The sequence below is a fragment of the Burkholderia ubonensis subsp. mesacidophila genome (assembly GCF_002097715.1).
GTDB lineage: Bacteria > Pseudomonadota > Gammaproteobacteria > Burkholderiales > Burkholderiaceae > Burkholderia > Burkholderia mesacidophila.
In genome coordinates this window covers 2,275,201-2,294,561 of sequence record NZ_CP020737.1, presented here as the reverse complement: position 1 = coordinate 2,294,561, position 19,361 = coordinate 2,275,201, and the positions used below count along the sequence as shown (strand labels likewise).

At 68.5% G+C, this 19,361-nt stretch carries 20 protein-coding genes; 15 read left to right on the top strand and 5 right to left on the bottom strand.

The genetic code is table 11. The features are described 5' to 3' along the window. Window positions 1-8 precede the first annotated feature (8 nt). The 6 genes from lpxD (at window position 9) to B7P44_RS10720 (ending at window position 5,329) form a co-directional block, all read left to right on the top strand. Window positions 9-1,091, top strand: a complete 1,083-nt coding sequence (gene lpxD / locus B7P44_RS10745; protein WP_084903759.1) for a UDP-3-O-(3-hydroxymyristoyl)glucosamine N-acyltransferase — start codon at window positions 9-11, stop codon at window positions 1,089-1,091. A 120-nt stretch (window positions 1,092-1,211) separates the two neighbouring features. Next, window positions 1,212-1,679: a 3-hydroxyacyl-ACP dehydratase FabZ gene (gene fabZ, locus B7P44_RS10740; protein WP_006495559.1), complete on the top strand. Its 468-nt coding sequence runs from the start codon at window positions 1,212-1,214 to the stop codon at window positions 1,677-1,679. Between the two features lie 55 nt (window positions 1,680-1,734). After that, the gene (gene lpxA, locus B7P44_RS10735) at window positions 1,735-2,523 is read left to right on the top strand and encodes an acyl-ACP--UDP-N-acetylglucosamine O-acyltransferase (RefSeq protein ID WP_084903757.1); all 789 of its coding nucleotides are present in this window, start codon (window positions 1,735-1,737) and stop codon (window positions 2,521-2,523) included. Window positions 2,524-2,526: 3 nt separating this feature from the next. After that, window positions 2,527-3,699, top strand: coding sequence for a lipid-A-disaccharide synthase (gene lpxB, locus B7P44_RS10730; protein ID WP_084903754.1), 1,173 nt, complete (start codon window positions 2,527-2,529; stop codon window positions 3,697-3,699). After that, window positions 3,696-4,349, top strand: coding sequence for a ribonuclease HII (gene rnhB / locus B7P44_RS10725; protein WP_084903752.1), 654 nt, complete (start codon window positions 3,696-3,698; stop codon window positions 4,347-4,349). The genes lpxB and rnhB overlap by 4 nt, the downstream gene beginning before the upstream one ends. A 197-nt stretch (window positions 4,350-4,546) precedes the next feature. Next, a complete protein-coding gene (locus B7P44_RS10720; protein ID WP_084903749.1) occupies window positions 4,547-5,329 on the top strand; it encodes a TrmH family RNA methyltransferase in 783 nt (260 codons plus the stop codon). A gap of 122 nt (window positions 5,330-5,451) precedes the next feature. Here the strand turns inward: B7P44_RS10720 and ppsR are convergent, their stop codons facing one another. After that, window positions 5,452-6,267, bottom strand: coding sequence for a posphoenolpyruvate synthetase regulatory kinase/phosphorylase PpsR (ppsR, locus tag B7P44_RS10715; RefSeq protein ID WP_084903747.1), 816 nt, complete (start codon window positions 6,265-6,267; stop codon window positions 5,452-5,454). A 376-nt stretch (window positions 6,268-6,643) separates the two neighbouring features. On the opposite strand from ppsR, the gene ppsA reads away from it, so the two are divergent. The 3 genes from ppsA to B7P44_RS10700 all read left to right on the top strand — a co-directional run bounded on the left by ppsA (window position 6,644) and on the right by B7P44_RS10700 (window position 10,579). Next, window positions 6,644-9,043 (top strand): phosphoenolpyruvate synthase, encoded by a 2,400-nt coding sequence (ppsA, locus tag B7P44_RS10710; RefSeq protein ID WP_084903744.1) that lies wholly within the window; start codon window positions 6,644-6,646, stop codon window positions 9,041-9,043. Window positions 9,044-9,165: 122 nt separating this feature from the next. Further along, the gene (locus B7P44_RS10705) at window positions 9,166-9,600 is read left to right on the top strand and encodes an NfeD family protein (RefSeq protein ID WP_084903741.1); all 435 of its coding nucleotides are present in this window, start codon (window positions 9,166-9,168) and stop codon (window positions 9,598-9,600) included. A 31-nt stretch (window positions 9,601-9,631) separates the two neighbouring features. Continuing rightward, window positions 9,632-10,579: an SPFH domain-containing protein gene (locus B7P44_RS10700; RefSeq protein WP_084903739.1), complete on the top strand. Its 948-nt coding sequence runs from the start codon at window positions 9,632-9,634 to the stop codon at window positions 10,577-10,579. A 168-nt stretch (window positions 10,580-10,747) separates the two neighbouring features. On the opposite strand, the gene smpB is transcribed toward B7P44_RS10700, so the two are convergent. Further along, window positions 10,748-11,194 (bottom strand): SsrA-binding protein SmpB, encoded by a 447-nt coding sequence (gene smpB, locus B7P44_RS10695; protein ID WP_084903736.1) that lies wholly within the window; start codon window positions 11,192-11,194, stop codon window positions 10,748-10,750. A gap of 97 nt (window positions 11,195-11,291) precedes the next feature. On the opposite strand from smpB, the gene B7P44_RS10690 reads away from it, so the two are divergent. Both B7P44_RS10690 and B7P44_RS10685 read left to right on the top strand, forming a co-directional pair. Next, complete coding sequence (locus B7P44_RS10690) at window positions 11,292-11,729, top strand: type II toxin-antitoxin system RatA family toxin (RefSeq protein ID WP_010092083.1); 438 nt, start codon at window positions 11,292-11,294, stop codon at window positions 11,727-11,729. Between the two features lie 4 nt (window positions 11,730-11,733). After that, the gene (locus tag B7P44_RS10685; protein ID WP_084903734.1) at window positions 11,734-12,057 is read left to right on the top strand and encodes an RnfH family protein; all 324 of its coding nucleotides are present in this window, start codon (window positions 11,734-11,736) and stop codon (window positions 12,055-12,057) included. 54 nt (window positions 12,058-12,111) lie between these two features. Here B7P44_RS10685 and B7P44_RS10680 read toward each other — a convergent pair whose 3' ends face one another. The 3 genes from B7P44_RS10680 to B7P44_RS10670 all read right to left on the bottom strand — a co-directional run bounded on the left by B7P44_RS10680 (window position 12,112) and on the right by B7P44_RS10670 (window position 15,344). Beyond that, window positions 12,112-13,080 (bottom strand): DMT family transporter, encoded by a 969-nt coding sequence (locus tag B7P44_RS10680; protein WP_084903732.1) that lies wholly within the window; start codon window positions 13,078-13,080, stop codon window positions 12,112-12,114. Between the two features lie 337 nt (window positions 13,081-13,417). Further along, a complete protein-coding gene (locus B7P44_RS10675) occupies window positions 13,418-14,086 on the bottom strand; it encodes a Vgb family protein (protein WP_084906586.1) in 669 nt (222 codons plus the stop codon). Between the two features lie 37 nt (window positions 14,087-14,123). Next, on the bottom strand, window positions 14,124-15,344 hold the full coding sequence (locus tag B7P44_RS10670) for a helix-turn-helix domain-containing protein (protein WP_084903730.1): 1,221 nt from the start codon (window positions 15,342-15,344) through the stop codon (window positions 14,124-14,126). A 129-nt stretch (window positions 15,345-15,473) separates the two neighbouring features. Between B7P44_RS10670 and B7P44_RS10665 the strand changes: the two genes are divergently transcribed. The 4 genes from B7P44_RS10665 to B7P44_RS10650 all read left to right on the top strand — a co-directional run bounded on the left by B7P44_RS10665 (window position 15,474) and on the right by B7P44_RS10650 (window position 19,333). Further along, window positions 15,474-16,238 carry a DUF899 domain-containing protein gene (locus B7P44_RS10665; protein WP_084903728.1) on the top strand — a complete coding sequence of 255 codons (765 nt, stop codon included), beginning with the start codon at window positions 15,474-15,476 and terminating at the stop codon, window positions 16,236-16,238. Further along, window positions 16,216-17,082, top strand: coding sequence for a DUF2182 domain-containing protein (locus B7P44_RS10660; protein WP_084903725.1), 867 nt, complete (start codon window positions 16,216-16,218; stop codon window positions 17,080-17,082). The genes B7P44_RS10665 and B7P44_RS10660 overlap by 23 nt, the downstream gene beginning before the upstream one ends. 176 nt (window positions 17,083-17,258) lie before the next feature. After that, the gene (gene guaB / locus B7P44_RS10655) at window positions 17,259-18,719 is read left to right on the top strand and encodes an IMP dehydrogenase (RefSeq protein WP_084903724.1); all 1,461 of its coding nucleotides are present in this window, start codon (window positions 17,259-17,261) and stop codon (window positions 18,717-18,719) included. A gap of 5 nt (window positions 18,720-18,724) precedes the next feature. Next, complete coding sequence (locus B7P44_RS10650; protein ID WP_084903721.1) at window positions 18,725-19,333, top strand: hypothetical protein; 609 nt, start codon at window positions 18,725-18,727, stop codon at window positions 19,331-19,333. Window positions 19,334-19,361: the final 28 nt, after the last annotated feature.

The following is a 19,361-nucleotide window of genomic DNA, read 5'->3' as shown; positions in this document are numbered from 1 at the left end:
GACGACGAATGGCATTGACGCTTGAGGCACTCGTAAAGCGGTTCGGCGGCGAGATCGCCGGTGACCACCAGTGTCAGGTCGGCGGCCTCGCGCCGCTCGACCAGGCCGGCCCCCAGCAGCTCGCGTTCCTCGCGAACCCGAAATACCTGTCGCAGGTCGAGACGACCCGGGCAGGCGCGGTGCTGATCGCGCCGAAGGATCTGGAGAAGCTGGGCGCGGCCGCTGGCGGCCGCAGCTTCATTGTGACGCCGAATCCGTACGCGTACTTCGCGCGCGTCGCGCAGATGTTCATCGACCTCGCCGCGCCGCCGCGCGCCGCGGGCGTGCATCCGAGCGCGACGATCGATCCGGCCGCGCAGGTGGCCCCGACCGCGGTGATCGGCCCGCACGTGACGATCGACGCGGGCGCGGTGATCGAGGACGGCGTGCAGCTCGACGCGAACGTGTTCGTCGGGCGCGGCACGAGGATCGGCGCCGATTCCCACCTGTACCCGAACGTGTCGGTCTACCACGGCTGCCGGATCGGCCCGCGCGCGATCGTGCATTCGGGCGCGGTGATCGGCTCGGACGGCTTCGGCTTCGCGCCGGACTTCGTCGGCGACGGCGACGCGCGCACCGGCAGCTGGGTCAAGATCCCGCAGGTCGGCGGCGTGGCGATCGGCCCGGACGTCGAGATCGGCGCGAACACGACGATCGACCGCGGCGCGATGGCGGACACCGTCATCGAGGAATGCGTGAAGATCGATAACCTGGTCCAGATCGGCCACAACTGCCGGATCGGCGCGTACACGGTGATCGCCGGCAACGCGGGGATCGCAGGAAGCACGACGATCGGCCGCCACTGCATGATCGGCGGCGCGGCCGGCATCGCGGGCCACGTGACGCTCGGCGACTACGTGATCATCACCGCGAAGTCGGGCGTATCGAAGTCGCTGCCGAAGGCAGGCATCTACACGAGCGCGTTCCCGGCCGTCGACCACGGCGACTGGAACAAGAGCGCCGCGCTCGTGCGCAATCTCGACAAGCTGCGCGACCGCATCAAGGCGCTCGAGACCGCACTGGCCGCCCACGGCGGCGGCGCGGACGCGTAACCGACATCATGAACCGGGCAGGGACGGCGCGTGCCGCCCGGTTCGACCGACAGGGCCGGGCACCGGCCCGCATCAGCACTTGCATCACCACCGCGCAGCCTCTGCGTGAGACGAACCATCATGAGCACTGAAAAAATCAATCTCGACATCCACAAGATCCTCACGCTGCTGCCGCATCGCTACCCGATTCTGCTCGTCGACCGCGTGCTCGAGCTCGAGCCGCACAAGGGCATCAAGGCGCTGAAGAACGTGTCGATCAACGAGCCGTTCTTCCAGGGGCATTTCCCGAAGCGGCCGGTGATGCCGGGCGTGCTGATTCTCGAGGCGCTCGCGCAGGCGGCCGCGCTGCTGACGTTCGCGGAAGAGCAGCCGAAGGACCCGGAAAACACGCTGTACTACTTCGTCGGCATCGACGGCGCGCGCTTCAAGCGCGTGGTCGAGCCGGGCGACCAGCTGATCCTGAACGTGACGTTCGAACGCTACATCCGCGGCATCTGGAAGTTCAAGGCGGTGGCGGAAGTGGACGGCAAGGTCGCGGCGGAAGCCGAACTGATGTGCACGGTCAAGACGGCCGACGCGGCGCCCTGAGCGGCGTCACGCATGGCAACGCAACGCGACACATCACATTGAGAGGCAACGGCGCATGACCAGGATTCATCCCACGGCGATTGTCGAGCCGAGCGCGCAGATCGACGAATCGGTCGAGATCGGCCCGTACGCGATCGTCGGCCCGCACGTCACGATCGGTGCGCGCACCACGATCGGTTCGCACAGCGTGATCGAAGGTCACACGACGATCGGCGAGGACAACCGCATCGGCCATTACGCGTCGGTCGGCGGCCGGCCGCAGGACATGAAGTACCAGGATGAGCCGACCCGGCTCGTGATCGGCAATCGCAACACGATCCGCGAATTCACGACGATCCACACCGGCACCGTGCAGGACGCGGGCGTCACGACGCTCGGCGACGACAACTGGATCATGGCCTATGTGCACATCGGCCACGACTGCCGCATCGGCAGCCATGTGATCCTGTCGAGCAACGCGCAGATGGCGGGCCACGTCGAGATCGGCGACTGGGCGATCGTCGGCGGCATGTCCGGCGTGCACCAGTTCGTGCGCATCGGCGCGCACGCGATGCTCGGCGGCGCGTCGGCGCTCGTGCAGGACGTGCCGCCGTTCGTGATCGCGGCCGGCAACAAGGCGGAGCCGCACGGGATCAACGTCGAAGGGCTGCGCCGCCGCGGCTTCTCGCCCGATGCGATCTCGGCGCTGCGCAGCGCGTACCGCCTGCTGTACAAGAACGGCCTGTCGCTCGAGGAAGCGAAGGTGCAACTGCGCGAGCTGGCGGAAGCCGGCGGCGACGGCGACGCGCCGGTCAAGGCGCTCGTCGCGTTCATCGACGCGTCCCAGCGCGGCATCATCCGCTAAGCGATGTCGCTCCCGACCAACCAGCTCCGGCTTGCGATGGTGGCGGGCGAGCCGTCGGGCGACCTGCTCGCGGCGTCGCTGCTCGGCGGGCTGCACGAGCGGCTGCCCGCGTCGGCCCACTATTACGGGATCGGCGGCCAGCGGATGATCGCGCACGGCTTCGACTCGCACTGGCAGATGGACAAGCTGACGGTGCGCGGCTACGTCGAGGCGCTCGGCCAGATTCCGGAGATCCTGCGGATCCGCGGCGAACTGAAGCGCCAGCTGCTCGCCGACCGGCCGGACGCGTTCATCGGCGTCGACGCGCCGGACTTCAACTTCAACGTCGAGCAGGCGGTTCGCGACGCGGGCATTCCTTCGATCCACTTCGTGTGCCCGTCGATCTGGGCGTGGCGCGGCGGCCGGATCAAGAAGATCGCCAAGTCGGTCGACCACATGCTGTGCCTGTTCCCGTTCGAACCGGCGATGCTCGACAAGGCGGGCGTCGCGTCGACCTACGTCGGCCATCCGCTCGCCGACGAGATCCCGCTCGAGCCCGACACGCATGGCGCGCGGATCGCGCTCGGCTTGGCCGTAGACGGCCCGGTGATCGCCGTGCTGCCCGGCAGCCGGCGCTCGGAAATCGCGCTGATCGGCCCGACGTTCTTCGCGGCGATGGCGCTGATGCAGCAACGCGAGCCGGGCGTGCGCTTCGTGATGCCGGCGGCGACGCCGGCGCTGCGCGCGCTGCTGCAGCCGCTCGTCGACGCGCATCCGCAACTCGCGCTGACGATCACCGAAGGCCGTTCGCAGGTCGCGATGACGGCGGCGGACGCGATCCTCGTCAAGAGCGGCACCGTGACGCTGGAAGCCGCGCTGCTGAAGAAGCCGATGGTGATCTCGTACAAGGTGCCCTGGCTGACGGGGCAGATCATGCGCCGGCAGGGCTACCTGCCGTATGTCGGCCTGCCGAACATCCTCGCCGGGCGCTTCGTCGTGCCGGAGCTGCTGCAGCATTTCGCGACGCCGGAGGCGCTGGCCGACGCGACGCTGACGCAGCTGCGCGACGACGCGAACCGCCGCACGCTCACCGAAATCTTTACCGAAATGCATCATTCCCTGCGACAGAACACAGCCGCGAAGGCCGCCGAGGCGGTCGTACGCGTGATCGAACAGCGCAAGGGGCGGCGCGCATGACGGCAGCACGCACATCGCGTCGCCGCACGCCGGCCGACGCGCAGGGCGGCTTCGACTTCAGCCGGCCCGACGAGATCGTCTGCGGCGTCGACGAAGCCGGGCGCGGCCCGCTCGCGGGCCCGGTCGTGGCCGCCGCGGTGATTCTCGATCCCGCGCAGCCGATCGACGGGCTCGACGATTCGAAGGCGCTCTCCGCGAAGAAGCGCGACGCGCTGTACGAGCTGATCGTCGCGCGTTCGAGCGCGTACTGCATCGCGTCGGCGAGCGTCGAGGAAATCGACACGCTGAACATCCTGCACGCGACGATGCTCGCGATGAAGCGGGCGGTCGAAGGGCTCGCGGTCGTGCCGACGCTCGCGCAGATCGACGGCAACCGCTGCCCGACGCTGTCGGTGCGCGCCGAGGCGATCGTCAGCGGCGATGCGCTGGTGCCGAGCATCTCGGCCGCGTCGATTCTCGCGAAGGTCACGCGCGACCGCATGCTGGTCGACCTGCACGAGCGCTTCCCAGTCTACGGGTTCAACGTGCATGCGGGCTACGGCACCGCGAAACACCTTGCCGCGCTGCGCGAGCACGGGCCGTGCGAAGCGCATCGCCGCTCGTTCGCGCCGGTGCGCGCGGCGCTCGATCTGAGGGTCTGTTCTCGCTAATAGCGGCCAGCCCCAAGCAGGAATTTTTTAGTTACGGGAACGTGCCTTGCCGGCCGCATTGCGGCGTCGCGCGTCGCTTGTTTGGCTCGGCCAAACGGCGCTCCTTGCTTCTTGCACGCGCCCCGAAGGAAGTCCCCTTGGGGGACGACCGGCAAGGCACGTTCGCAAGCCCGTTATTAGCGGGAACAGGCCCTCTGATGAAAGTCATTACCTCTCGCGACAACCCGCTTTACAAGCGCCTGAAGGCGCTCGCGGGTTCGACGTCGCATCAGCGCCGCAACGGCCAGGCGCTGCTCGAAGGATTCCATCTCGCGAGCGCGTATCTCGACACGGGCGCGATTCCCGAGCTGTGCGTCGCGACCGAAGGCGCGCTGCGCCACGACGAGGCACAGGCGATCGTCGCCCGCATCGACGCGCACCGGCTCGTCACGTTGCCCGACGCGCTGTTCGGCCAGTTGTCGAACGTCGTCAACGGCGTGGGCTTCCTGCTGCTCGTCGACCGGCCGTCCGAGCCGCTGCCCGCGCGCGTGACCGACACGTCGGTCGTGCTCGACGGCGTGCAGGACGCCGGCAACGTCGGCTCGATCCTGCGCAGCGCGGCGGCGGCGGGCGTGAAGCATGTGTTCTGCGCGCCGGGCACCGCGTACGCGTGGTCGTCGAAGGTGCTGCGCTCGGGCATGGGCGCGCATTTCCTGCTGTCGATCCACGAGGACGTCGAGGCGGGCGCGCTTGCCGAGCGAATCGGCGTGCCGGTCGCGCTGACGGATTCGCACGGCGCGCAGGCGATCTACGATTGCGACCTGGCCGGGCCGGTCGTGTGGGTGTTCGGCAACGAGGGCGCCGGCGTGTCGGCGTTCTGGCGCGACGCGGCGACCCATCGCGTGACGATTCCGCAGCCGGGCGGGATGGAGTCGCTGAACGTCGCGGCCGCGGCCGCGGTCTGCCTGTTCGAGCAGGTGCGGCAGCAGCGCCGCGCGTGACGGTGCGGGGCGGCAGGGCGGTTTGACGCCGCGCCGCTGCGAAACGAAAAAAAGGCCGCGTGTCGCACGCGGCCTTTTGCCGTTCCGGAGCAGGAAGGGCGGCGCGAGCGCGCCGCGTCGCGTCAGTACGACTGCCGGTCGAGGCGGATTTCCTGCAGGATCGTCGTCGCGATCTCCTCGATCGACTTGTGCGTCGACGACAGCCACTTGATGCCTTCGCGGCGCATCATCGCCTCGGCTTCGTTGATCTCGTAGCGGCAATTCTCGGGCGCCGCGTACTTGCTGCCCGGCCGGCGTTCGTTGCGGATCTCGGACAGGCGCTGCGGATCGATCGACAGCCCGAACAGCTTGTCGCGGTGCGCGCTGAGCGCGGACGGCAGCTTGCCGCGCTCGAAGTCTTCCGGAATCAGCGGATAGTTCGCGGCCTTCACGCCATACTGCATCGCGAGGTACAGGCTCGTCGGGGTCTTGCCGCTGCGCGACACGCCGACGAGGATCACGTCGGCTTCCGACAGGTTGCGGTTCGACTGGCCGTCGTCGTGCGCGAGCGAGAAGTTGATCGCCTCGATGCGCGTCTTGTATTCCTCGGTGTCCGCGTTCTGGTGGCCGCGGCCCATCGCATGGCTCGACTTCAGCTGCAGTTCCTGCTCGAGCGGCTCGACGAAACGCTGGAACATATCGAGCACGAGCGCGTTCGAGCGCTTGACGATGTCGTTCGATTCGCTGTCGACGAGCGTCGTGAACACGATCGAGCGGCGGCCGTCGTGCACGGCGGCTTCGTTGATCTTCTCGACGGTCGCATACGCCTTGTCGAGCGAATCGACGAACGGCACGCGCACGAGGCGGAATTTCTGGTCGAACTGGGAGAGGATCGAGTGCGCGAAGGTCTCGGCAGTGATCCCGGTGCCGTCGGAGACGATGAAAACGGTAGGCAGCATGAATCTGGACGTCGAACGTGAAGGGCGGTTGCGCGGGCGGCAGGAGGTCGCCCTCCGGGCGCAGTGACAAGGTCGCGCCACATCCGGCAGCCGGCACGGTAGAATAGCGGCAACCTGTTGGATAAGCAATTGCGGGGGCCGTGCGCGACGCGCACAGCGCGCTTGCCGCAAGCGATTCAAAATTCCCGGCAAGTTCGGCGATATGACTGAAAATTTCGCCCTTCTGCCGGGATTTTTGTAAATCGGGTCGGAAGATTTACGGGCTCGGCGATTGTTTATCTAACAGGTTGCACAAGACGCGCCGCGCCTTTTTGCAAGCGCCCGCGTTCAAGCCCACTTGCGCGATCGAGCATTTTTTTCACACTTAGGGGCTTGTATGACTAACGCAGCAAACGTCGCAAAGGACCAGGCGTATGTAATTCCGTTCGAGCAGTTGCGGATGACCGATGTGGAGATCGTCGGCGGCAAGAATGCGTCGCTCGGCGAGATGATCAGCCAGCTTTCCGAAGCAGGCGTTCGCGTACCCACCGGTTTCGCCACGACCGCGCTCGCTTTCCGTGATTTCCTCAAGCACAACGACCTCACCGACCGCATCGCCAAGCGTCTCGAGTCGCTCGACATCGACGACGTGAAGGCGCTCGCCGAAGCCGGCGCCGAGATCCGCAAGTGGATCGTCGAAGCACCGATGCAGGCGCGCCTGGCACAGGAAATCCGTGCCCAGTTCGAGATCCTGAAGGCCAGCTCGCCGGAAGAGCTGTCGTTCGCCGTGCGTTCGTCCGCGACCGCGGAAGACCTGCCTGACGCGTCGTTCGCGGGCCAGCAGGAGTCGTACCTGAACGTCGTCGGCATCGAGGACGTGCTCGACCGCATGAAGCATGTGTTCGCGTCGCTCTACAACGACCGCGCGATCTCGTACCGCGTCCACAAGGGCTTCACGCACGCCGAGGTCGCGCTGTCGGCCGGCGTGCAGCGCATGGTGCGCTCGGACGTCGGCGCGGCCGGCGTGATGTTCACGATCGACACCGAATCGGGCTTCAAGGACGCCGTGTTCATCACGTCGAGCTACGGCCTAGGCGAAACCGTCGTGCAGGGCGCGGTGAACCCGGACGAGTTCTATGTGTTCAAGACCACGCTGGCGCAGGACAAGTACCCGATCATCCGCCGCTCGATCGGCTCGAAGCTGATCAAGATGGAGTTCACGCAGCCGGGCGAGCCGGGCCGCGTGAAGACGGTCGACGTGCCGCACGAGCAGCGCAACCGCTACTCGATCACCGATGCCGACGTGATCGAGCTGGCGAAGTACGCGGTGATCATCGAGAAGCACTACCAGCGTCCGATGGACATCGAGTGGGGCAAGGACGGCCGCGACGGCAAGATCTTCATCCTGCAGGCGCGCCCGGAAACGGTGAAGAGCCAGGCGAGCGGCAAGGCCGAGCAGCGCTTCAAGCTGAAGGGCCAGTCGCAGGTGCTGGCGACGGGCCGCGCGATCGGCCAGAAGATCGGCGCGGGCCCCGTGCGCGTGATCCAGGACCCGTCGGAAATGGAACGCGTGCAGCCGGGCGACGTGCTGGTCGCCGACATGACCGACCCGAACTGGGAGCCGGTGATGAAGCGCGCCGCCGCGATCGTCACGAACCGCGGCGGCCGTACCTGCCACGCGGCGATCATCGCGCGTGAGCTCGGCGTGCCGGCAGTCGTCGGCTGCGGCGACGCGACGGACGTGCTGAAGGACGGCGCGCTCGTCACGGTGTCGTGCGCGGAAGGCGACGAAGGCAAGATCTACGACGGGCTGCTCGAGACGGAAGTCACCGAAGTGCAGCGCGGCGAACTGCCGGAAATCCCGGTGAAGATCATGATGAACGTCGGCAACCCGCAGCTCGCGTTCGATTTCTCGCAGCTGCCGAACGCCGGCGTCGGCCTCGCGCGCCTCGAGTTCATCATCAACAACAACATCGGCGTGCACCCGAAGGCGATCCTCGAGTACCCGAACATCGACCAGGACCTGAAGAAGGCGGTCGAGAGCGTCGCGCGCGGCCACGCGTCGCCGCGTGCGTTCTACGTCGACAAGCTGACGGAAGGCATCGCGACGATCGCCGCGGCGTTCTATCCGAAGCCCGTGATCGTGCGGATGTCCGACTTCAAGTCGAACGAGTACAAGAAGCTGATCGGCGGTTCGCGCTACGAGCCGGACGAGGAAAACCCGATGCTGGGCTTCCGCGGCGCGTCGCGCTACATCGCCGACGACTTCGCGCAGGCGTTCGAGATGGAGTGCCTCGCGCTCAAGCGCGTGCGTGACGAGATGGGTCTCTCCAACGTCGAGATCATGGTGCCGTTCGTGCGGACCGTGAAGCAGGCGGAGCGCGTCGTCAACCTGCTCGCGAAGTTCGGCCTGAAGCGCGGCGAGAACGACCTGCGTCTCATCATGATGTGCGAAGTGCCGACGAACGCGATCCTCGCCGAAGAGTTCCTGCAGCACTTCGACGGCTTCTCGATCGGCTCGAACGACCTTACGCAGCTCACGCTCGGCCTCGATCGCGACTCGGGCATGGAGCTGCTCGCAGCCGACTTCGACGAGCGCGACCCGGCGGTCAAGTTCCTGCTGAAGCGCGCTATCGACACCTGCCGCAAGATGGGCAAGTACGTCGGCATCTGCGGCCAGGGCCCGTCCGATCACCCGGACTTCGCGCAGTGGCTGACCGACGAAGGCATCGTGTCGATCTCGCTGAACCCGGACACGATCATCGATACGTGGCAGGCGCTCGCCAACCGCAAGTAAGATCGGCGGCGGTCCTCCGGCAGGCGGGCGGTGCGTTCGCCTGCCGGTTGGAGGCAAAACGCAAGCTTCATGCTATAAACACCCCGGTAAGCACCGGGGTGTTTTCGTTTGTAGGAGACCACATGATGTCGGGGCATCTGTTCTGGTGGATCGGGGTGGGCGTGCTGGTCGTCGGCGAACTGCTGACGGGCACGTTCAATCTGTTGATGATCGCGCTCGGGTTCCTCGCGGGCGGCCTGCTGCAGGTGGCTGGCGTCGCGCCGCACGTGCAGTTCGGGGCGGCCGCGGTGGTCGCGATCGGCGCGATGGTCGCGCTGCGCCGTTCGGGGCTGGGGCGCAGGCAGAAGCGCGACGCGTCGTCCAATCCGGACATCAATCTCGACATCGGCGCGACCCTCACGGTCGACGCGTGGCGCGACCGCCGCGCGCGCGTCCAGTACCGGGGCGCCGAGTGGGATGTCGAGCTGGCCGAAGGCGAGCGCGACGACGCGCGCCTTTACCAGGTGCACGCCGTGCGCGGCAACTGTCTCGTCGTCATAGCGAAACCCGCGGGCTGATCGTCCGCTGACAACAAGGAGGGAACGCTTCATGGACTCGCTGACCATCTGGGTCGTCCTGCTCGTCATTGCCGTCGTGATCGTGTCGAAGACGGTGAAGATCGTGCCGCAGCAGCATGCGTGGGTGCTCGAACGCTTCGGGCGCTATCACGCGACGTTGTCGCCGGGCTTGAACATCGTGCTGCCGTTCGTCGACCGCATCGCGTACCGGCACGTGCTGAAGGAAATCCCGCTCGACGTGCCGAGCCAGGTCTGCATCACGCGCGACAACACGCAGTTGCAGGTCGACGGCGTGCTGTACTTCCAGGTGACCGATCCGATGAAGGCGTCGTACGGGGCGAGCAACTTCGTGCTCGCGATCACGCAGCTCGCGCAGACGACGCTGCGTTCGGTGGTCGGCAAGCTCGAGCTCGACAAGACCTTCGAGGAGCGCGATTTCATCAACCACAACATCGTGTCGGCGCTGGACCAGGCCGCGGCGAACTGGGGCGTGAAGGTGCTGCGCTACGAGATCAAGGACCTCACGCCGCCGAAGGAAATCCTGCACGCGATGCAGGCGCAGATCACCGCGGAGCGCGAGAAGCGCGCGCTGATCGCCGCGTCGGAAGGCCGCAAGCAGGAGCAGATCAACCTCGCGTCCGGCGCGCGCGAAGCCGCGATCCAGAAGTCCGAGGGCGAGCGGCAGGCAGCGATCAACCAGGCGCAGGGCGAGGCGGCGGCGATTCTCGCGGTCGCCGAGGCGAACGCGCAGGCGATCCAGAAGATCGCGAACGCGATCCAGTCGCAGGGCGGGATGGATGCGGTGAACCTGAAGGTCGCCGAGCAGTACGTCGGCGCGTTCTCGAATCTCGCGAAGCAGGGCAATACGCTGATCGTGCCCTCGAACCTGTCGGATCTCGGCACCGCGATCGCGTCGGCGCTGTCGATCGTCAAGCGCGCGGGGCCGGCCGGAGCCGGCACGCCGGCCGGCAAGGCCTGAGCGGCGTCGCCGCGGCGGTTTTGCCGCGGCTTATGTCGTGCGCCGGGCGTGCGGCGGATTGCCGCGCGGCGAAGTGCGCGCCAAGCCGCTCGCCGGCTCTTCACGCTGCGCCACAGGACAAAGGCCCGCTTCGAGCGGGCCTTTGCATGCGGGGGAACGGCTTGCGCGTCAGGTGCCGGCGCGCATGATGCGCGCCTTCTCGCGCTCCCAGTCGCGCTTCTTCTCGGTTTCGCGCTTGTCGTGCAGCTTCTTGCCTTTCGCAAGGCCGATGTCGCACTTCACGCGGCCGCCCTTGTAGTGGAAGTTCAGCGGCACGAGCGTGTAGCCGCGCTGCTCGACCTTGCCGATCAGTTTCTTGATCTCCTCGGCGTGCAGCAGCAGCTTGCGGGTGCGCAGCGGGTCGGGCTTGATGTGCGTCGAGGCCTCGGGCAGCGGGCTGATGTGCGTGCCGATCAGGAAGATCTCGGCGTTCTTCACGACCACGTAGCCTTCCTTGATCTGGCCGCGCCCGGCGCGCAGCGCCTTGACTTCCCAGCCCTCGAGCACGAGCCCCGCCTCGTAGCGTTCCTCGATGTGGTAATCGAAGTGCGCTTTCCTGTTGTCGATGATGCTCATGAAAGGATCGGGCCAACTCGTTTAAAATCACGATTTTAGCAAAGCAGGGCGGGAATCGCCCGGCTTGCTTTCCCACCTTTGCGATGCCGCGTGATTTATGGCAGATGTCCAGAAAACCGTATTGATCCGCCATTCGGCGGAACAGATGTTCGACCTCGTCACCGACGTTGCCGATTACCCCAATTTCCTGCCCTGGTGCGGCGGCATCGAGATCCGCCGCCAGGACGAGAACGGGATGGAGGCGCGCATCGACATCAACTTCAAGGGCATCAAGCAGCATTTCGCGACCCGCAACACGCAGCAGCGCCCGACGCGCATCGACATGGAGTTCGCGGACGGCCCGTTCAAGAAATTCACGGGCTCATGGCGCTTCACGGCGCTGCGCGCCGATGCGTGCAAGATCGAATTCTCGCTGCATTACGAGTTCTCGAACATCCTGCTCGAGAAGATCATCGGGCCGGTGTTCAGCCACATCGCGAACACGTTCGTCGATTCGTTCGTGAAGCGCGCCGACCAGCGCTACGGGAAGGGGTGACGCGATGCTGTCGATCGAAGTCTGCTACGCGCTGCCGGAGCGCCAGACGCTGATTCCGGTCACGTTGCCGGACGGCGCGACCGTCCGCGCGGCGATCGTCGCGAGCGGCGTGCTCGCGCTGCATCCGGAAATCGATCTCGAACACGCGAAAACCGGCGTGTTCGGCAAGCTCGCGCCGCTCGACACGCCGCTCGCCGACCACGACCGCGTCGAGATCTACCGTCCGCTGATCGTCGATCCGAAGGTCGCGCGCCAGCGCCGCGTCGAGAAATCGCGCCGCGAAGGCTCCGTCGAGGGCCGCAAGTGGCAACACAAGGATTCGCGCTGATTCGCGCGATCCGGCGCTGATTTATCCGATTCGTCCGATCAAACCCCGCCGCGCTCAGTGCGCGGTGAGGTTCGCATTCAGCGGGTCGTCCTTCGTGTGGGTATCGCTGTGCCGGCGCACCGAGCCGTAGACGCCCGCGAGCAGCAGCACGAGCGCCGCGATCTCGAGCACGCGCGGCAGCCGGTGGTCGAAGACGAACGCGTACAGCAGCGCGAACACGGTCTCGAACACGATCAGCTGGCCCGACAGCGTCAGCGGCAGGCGCTTCGACGCGGCGTTCCACAGCCCGTTGCCGAGCCACGAGGCACCGATCGCGAGACCGAGGTTCAGCAGCCAGAACAGCTGCCAGCGCGACGCAGGCAGCGCCGCCTGCAGCGTGCCGGCGGGCGCCGCGAGGATGCCGAGCCAGCACAGCCCGCCGATCAGGCCCGTCACGACGCCCCACAGCACCGACCACTCGTTGCCGCTGAAATGATGATGCCGCTGCAGGTAGCGGGCATTCGCGACCGCATACCAGGTCCAGCTCGCGAGCGCACCCGCCGCGCACGCGATGCCGGCGAGTTTCTGCGCGAGCGTCGTCGCGTGCGCGGCTTCGGACGTGAACAGGTCGACGTTGATGCACGCGATGCCCGCGACGACGAGCGCGAGCGGGCCGGCCAGCCGCCTGAGCGGCACCGCGCCGCGGTCGCCGAGACCGGCGAGCGTGACGGTCACGGGCAGCACGCCGACGATCAGCGAGCTGGGCGCGATGCCGATCAGGTGCACCGCGCCGGACAGCAGCATGTAGTAGGCGACATTGCCGACCAGCGCGAGCTTCGCGAGCGCGATGAAATCCTCGCGGGTCAGGCGCGCGAGCAGCGAGCGCGCGACCGGCAGCGCGGCCGCGAGCGACACGAGGCCGTACATCGCGTAGCGGCCGGCGCTCAGCAGCAGCGGCGAGAAGTCGGTCAACAGCCGCGGGACCAGGAACACCATGCCCCACAGGGCGCCCGCCAACACTCCGTACACCACACCGCGCTGCATCGACTTCTCCGACTGAATCACTGACGAGCGCGCATCTTAACGGTGTCGGCGGGGCGTCGTCTTGTTCATTCCTGCACTCCGCGGGGCGCGGTGCGGCGTTGGCGAATCGCACCCGGGTGATCGGAGGCGGATTTCGGCTAGGGCCTGTTCACGCTAATAACGGGCCCTTCTGGCGGCCAGCCCCAAGAATGAATTTCCACGATCAGGGGAACGTGCCTTGCCGGCCGTATTGCTGCGTCGCGCGTCGCTTGTTTGGCTCGGCCAAACGGCGCTCCTTCCTCCTTGCACTCCGACCGGCAAGGCACGTTCGCAAGCCCGTTATTAGCGTGAACAGGACCTAGTGATCCGTCGAATCGGCCGGCGCGGTTGTGCCGTGTGCGGGGCGGCGTACGACGCGGATCGTCCCGCTGTTGCCGCCGCCGCAGAAGAAGCGGTCGCCGCCGTCGGATTCGAGCCCCGACACGCCGGCGCCCGGCGGCATCTCGAGCCGTTCGAGCACCTGCCCCGATTGCGGATCGACCCGCCGCAGCTCGCTGGCGTCGCCTTCCCAGGTGCCGTGCCACAGCTCGCCGTCGACCCAGGTCACGCCGGTGACGAAGCGGTTGGACTCGATCGTGCGCAGCACCACGCCGGTCTGCGGATCGATCTGATGAATCTTCCGCTCGCGATACTGGCCGACCCACAGCGTCCCTTCGGCCCACGCGAGGCCCGAATCGGCGCCGCCGCCGGGCGCGGGGATCGTCGCGAGCACGCGGCCGGTCTGCGGATCGATCTTCTCGATGCGGTTCTCGACGATCTGGAACAGGTGCCGGCCGTCGAAGGCCGTGCCCGCATGCGCGGCGACGTCGAGCGCGCGCAGCGTCTCGCCGCTGTCCGGATCGAGCGCGTTCAGCCGGTCGCCGGACGCGAACCAGACCTGCCGGCCGTCGAACGTGACGCCGTGCACGCCGTCGACGCCCGGAAAGGGGCCGTATTCACGGATGATGTCTGCCGCGGATCGTTTCATGTCGCCGTCCTCGTCCTCGTCGTTCGGTAACGCCATCCTAGTCGCCCGGCAGCGGCGCGGGGAGTAACAAGGTCGTCGCGAATCCCGGCACGGACGGCGTCGTCCAGCGGCGCGCCCGCCCGCGGCCGAAGGTCTGCACCTTTCCGGCCGCCGCGAGCGTGTCGAGCGCGCGCTGCACGGTGCGCTGGCTCGCGCCGAGCGCGAGGGCCAGCGCGGAGCTCGACCACGCTTCGCCGTCGGCGAGGAGGGCGAGCACCGCCGCATGCTTCTCGTCGACCGGGCGCGCGAGCACGACGACCTCGCGCGCGCCGTGCGGCTCGAGCGCGAAGCCGCGCGCGGTCGCGGTCACGTTCGCGAGCGGCCGGAGCATCGCGCGCAGCCGGCCGATCTCGACGCGCAGGCGCGCGCGATGCGATTCGTCCGCGTGCCGCGCGCGAAACGCGTGGGCGACGAGCGCGTCTCTCGGCACGTCCGCCGGCCACGCCTCGCCGAGCGCACGCGCCAGCGCGAACAGCACCGGCCGCCGCGTGAGCGGGATCGCCGTGCGCGTGTCGCGCACGACATGGCGGCACGCATCCACGACCACGGCGTCCGACGCCAGCAGCGCTTCCACTTCGTCGAGCAGCAGGAGCCGCGCGGCGCCGCGCGCGATTCGGCGGGCGGCCGGCGCGTCGAGGATGCCGCGCGCGCAGTCGATCTCGGCCGTCAGCGCGGCAATCCCGGCGTCCTGCGCGGCCTGGCGTGCGCGGGCGAGCGCCGCGCGCGCGGCGCCGGGCCGGACGCGCCGCATCGCGATGCCCGCGGCGACGAGCTCGTGGGCCGCGCGCGACGCCGCCGGCAGCGGCGCCGGATCGAGGCCGGCGAGCGCGCGCTCGGCGTCGTCGAGGCGCCCGATCAGCAGCAGCCGGCGCACTTCGAGGTGGCGTGCGTGCGCGGCATTGACGCGATCGCCGTGCGCGTCGAGCGTGGCGCGCGCGGCGTCGAGCGCGCGGGTCGGCCAGCCGAGCTCGCGCGACGCGAGCGCGATCTCGGCTTCCGCGACGACGCAGCGCGCGCGGGCCACGACCTCCTTCGGGCCGAACGCGCGCGCCGCGCTGCGCACCAGCGCCTTCGCGCGCTCGAAGTCGCCGAGCTGCGCCATCGCGATGCCGCGCAGCGCGAGCGCGGGCGCGTCGTCGCGCAGCGCGACCCGGTTCAGCGCGCCGAGCGGGTCACCCGCGGCGAGCGCGCGGGCCGCGGCCGTAATCAGCGAATCCATTCGAATCCCGACACACTTGTCACTCCCGCCGTTCGTGGCCCGGCACTAATCTAGCACCACACCCCCCGCGCGGCACGCCGTGCCGGCCGCGGGCCATGCGATGCAGGACACCGAAAGGAGGGCCCCACGATGGCCACACATCTCACCGGAACGCGCGACGAATGGCTGGCGGCGCGGCTCGCGCTGCTCGACGCCGAGAAGGCGCTGACGCGGCAGGGCGACGAGCTGGCGCGGCGGCGTCAGGCGCTGCCGTGGGTGCGCGTCGACAAGGCCTACCGGTTCGACACCGACGACGGCCCCGCGACGCTTGAAGACCTGTTCGCCGGGCGCTCGCAACTGCTCGTCTATCACTTCATGTTCGGGCCCGACTACAAGGCCGGGTGCCCGTCGTGCTCGTCGATCGCGGACGGCTTCGACGGCTTCGTCGTCCATCTGGCGAACCACGACGTGACGCTGATGGCGGTGTCGCGGGCGCCGCTCGCGAAGCTGCACGCGTACAAGCGGCGGATGGGGTGGACATTCCCGTGGGCGTCCTCGGTCGACAGCGACTTCAACTTCGATTTCAACGTGTCGTTCACCGACGCGCAGCAGCGCACGGGCGACCTCGAATACAACTACCGGCGCGCCGGCCACGCGATGGACCTGACGCCGCCGCCGGAGCCCGTCGCCCGGTTCGCGGCCACCTGCGGCACCGATGCCGCCACGTTTTCGCTCGACCGGCCCGGGATGAGCGCGTTCGTGCTCGAGGACGGCGCGGTCTATCACACTTATTCGACCTACGCGCGCGGGCTCGACGGCCTGTGGGGCATGTACCAGTGGCTCGACCGCGCGCCGAAAGGGCGCAACGAGCAGGGCGTCTGGTGGCGCCGCCATGACGAATACGGCCAGCGCTGAGCCGGGATTCGGGTGCGGCCGTCGATGCGAGGCGGCCGCCTCGCCGCCTTCCGTGGCGGGCGGGCGAGCTTCCCGGCGGGCGTTCGTCGGCGCGCTGGCCGCGCTGTTCGCCGTCGGCGTGGCGGCGACGATCGCGCAGGGGGCGTCGATGGCGGCGATGGGCGGCGTGCCGATGGCGGGCGGCTGGACGGTGTCGATGGCGTGGAGCCGGGCGTGCGGACAGACGTGGCCGGGCGCTACGGCATCGTTTCTCGGCATGTGGGGCGCGATGACGGTGGCGATGATGCTGCCTTCGCTCGCGCCGACCCTGTGGCGTTACCGGCAGGCGCTCGGCGCGGCCGGCGTCGCGCGCGCGGGATGGCTGACCGTGCTCGCCGGCGCCGGCTATTTCGCGGCATGGGGCGCGCTCGGCGTATTCGTCTATCCGGCCGGTGTCGCGCTGGCCGGCCTTGCGGCGCGGCTGCCCGGCGTGGCGCGAGCGTTTCCCGTTCTGGCGGGCGTCGTGGTCCTGCTCGCGGGCGCACTGCAGTTCACTGCGTGGAAGGCGCGCCGGCTCGCCTGTTGCCGGGGTGGGGCGGCGCATGCCGCGTCGCTGCCCGCGAGCGCAGGCAGCGCGTGGCGGGACGGCCTGCGCGCCGGTTGCCGTTGCGGCGCGTGCTGCGCAAACCTGATGGCGATCGCGCTCGCGGCCGGCATCATGGACCTGCGCGTGATGACCGCGGTGGCGGCCGCCATCACCGCCGAACGTGTCGCGCCGCACGGCGCTCGCGCGGCGCGGGTCGGCGGCGGCGCGGCCGTCGGGGCGGGCGCGTGGCTGATCGCACATGCGGCCGGGCTGGCGTGAAGGTCCGCGCGAGCGGACGCGCCGGCACCCAAAACGAAACCGGATCGAAAACGACTCGAACGGCGATCCGAACGATTCGGGGCCCCAACCGCCTGAAAACGGCTAAGCCATTGTTCGTGTTGTGAAATTCAGCCGCACATCGCGTATAATTCGATTTTGCGCCCATAGGATTTGCCATGCGTCTGATCCAAAAAGCACTCACTTTCGATGACGTGCTCCTCGTCCCGGCCTTCTCCGACGTTCTGCCGCGCGACACCAGCCTCAAAACCCAGCTGACCCGCAACATCTCCCTGAACATGCCGCTCGTGTCCGCCGCGATGGACACGGTCACTGAAGGTCGCCTCGCGATCGCGATGGCGCAGCAAGGCGGCGTCGGCATCGTTCACAAGAACCTCACGCCCGCCGAGCAGGCCCGCGAAGTCGCGAAGGTCAAGCGTTTCGAGTCCGGCGTCGTCCGCGACCCGATCACGGTGCCGCCGCAGATGAAGGTGCGCGACGTGATCGCGCTGTCGCGCCAGCATGGCATTTCGGGCTTCCCGGTCGTCGAGGGCCCGCAGCTCGTCGGCATCGTCACGAACCGCGACCTGCGCTTCGAATCCCGCCTCGACGAGCCGGTCAAGTCGATCATGACGCCGCGCGAGCGCCTCGTGACGGTCAAGGAAGGCACGCCGCTCGCCGAAGCGAAGGCGCTGATGCACAGCCACCGCCTCGAGCGCGTGCTGGTCGTCAACGACGCATTCGAGCTGCGCGGCCTGATGACCGTCAAGGACATCACCAAGCAGACCGAGCACCCGGACGCGTGCAAGGACGAGCACGGCAAGCTGCGTGCAGGCGCGGCGGTCGGCGTCGGTCCGGACAACGAAGAGCGCGTCGAGCTGCTGGTGCAGGCGGGCGTCGACGTGATCGTCGTCGATACCGCGCACGGTCACAGCAAGGGCGTGCTGGAGCGTGTGCGCTGGGTCAAGCAGAACTTCCCGCACGTCGAGGTGATCGGCGGCAACATCGCAACGGCCGCGGCCGCGAAGGCGCTGGTCGAGTACGGCGCGGACGCGGTGAAGGTCGGCATCGGCCCCGGCTCGATCTGCACGACGCGGATCGTCGCGGGCGTCGGCGTGCCGCAGATCAGCGCGATCGCGAACGTGTCGGAAGCGCTGCGCGGCACCGGCGTGCCGTGCATCGCCGACGGCGGCATCCGCTTCTCGGGCGACGTGTCGAAGGCGCTTGCCGCCGGCGCGAACGCGGTGATGATGGGCAGCATGTTCGCCGGCACCGAAGAAGCGCCGGGCGACGTGTTCCTGTACCAGGGCCGCCAGTACAAGTCGTACCGCGGCATGGGCTCCGTCGGCGCGATGAAGGACGGCGCGGCGGACCGCTACTTCCAGGACAACTCCGCGAACATCGACAAGCTCGTGCCGGAAGGCATCGAAGGCCGCGTCGCGTACAAGGGCTCGGTCAACGCCATCATCTTCCAGCTGATCGGCGGCGTGCGCGCGAGCATGGGCTACTGCGGCTGCAAGACGATCGCCGAGCTGCACGAGAAGGCCGAGTTCGTCCAGATCACCGCGGCGGGCATGCGCGAGTCGCACGTGCACGACGTGCAGATCACGAAGGAAGCGCCGAACTACCACGTGGACTAAAGCCGATGAAACCGCTGCTGCGAGCCGTGCTGGTCGTCGATGCCGTGCTGCTGCTGGCGTTCGGCGTGCTGTTCGTGCTGACGCCGTGGCACGCGCTGTTCAACGCGCTGCAGCTTGCGAACGTCGAGCCGGCGATGCTTGGCCAGGCGTTCGGCATCGCGTTGCTCGGCCTTGCGTGGCTCGCGGCGCATGCGGCGGTCAACGGCGACCTGACGGCGCCTGTCGCGCGCACGGTCGGCCACGTGAACTGGCTGACCGGCGTGCTGACGATCGTGTGGGCGATCGGCTCGCACGGTCCGGCGCTGGCGGCGGCCGGCCAGCTGCTGTCCGCGGCGGTCGGCGCCGTGCTGTTCGTGCTCGGTCTCGGCGGCGTGCGGCTGGCTTCGGCCGTGCGGCGGCGCGAGCGGGCGCAGACGCTCGAAGGCCGTGTGGCGCAGCGATCGGCCGAGCCGGCGGCGGGTTCGCCGCAGCGGGTCGAGCCGGTCGTCGCCCGTCCGGCGGCGCCGGCGGCAACGCCCGCCGCAGCGGCGTCTGCACCGTCCAGCGCGCCTGCCGCGCCCGGCAAGGCGTCAGGCGACGTCGCGCTGGACGAGCGCCCGCCGATGCAGGAATGATCGCCGTGCGTCGCGCGCCCGTTCCGCC